Here is a 423-nt window from a genome sequence, read left to right on the forward strand (position 1 = left end):
GGAGGGCGGCACCGTCAGCGGCAACGTGTTGTGGAACGACGTCGCCGGCGCCGATGGTCCGTTGCTCGGCGGCGGGGTGGTCGGCGTACGCGCCGGCTCGGACACTTCGACCCCGGTCAACGGCGGCCTCAACACTCACATCAACGGCACCTACGGTTACCTGACCCTGGACGCACAGGGCAACGCCGAATATCACAGCTACCCGAACGGGGTGAACGGCCCGGGCGCGACCGACGTGTTTACCTACACCTTGCGTGATAACGACGGTGATGAAAGCACCACGACCATCACCATCGACGTCAGCAACGGCTGCATCAGCCCGGTCACCCTCAGCGGCCTCGACGCGTATGGCGGTGAACTGACCGTCTACGAAAAAAACCTCACCTACGGCACCGACCCGGACGCACCGGCCCTGACCCAGAC

At 65.0% G+C, this 423-nt stretch carries 1 protein-coding gene; it reads left to right on the forward strand.

Annotation, left to right across the window (positions count from 1 at the left end; genetic code table 11):
* Positions 1–423: Ig-like domain-containing protein (locus IB254_RS29355; protein ID WP_192420953.1), on the forward strand; the 423-nt coding region annotated here is incomplete at both ends.

The organism is Pseudomonas sp. PDM03 (assembly GCF_014852385.1).
GTDB classification, from domain to species: domain Bacteria; phylum Pseudomonadota; class Gammaproteobacteria; order Pseudomonadales; family Pseudomonadaceae; genus Aquipseudomonas; species Aquipseudomonas migulae.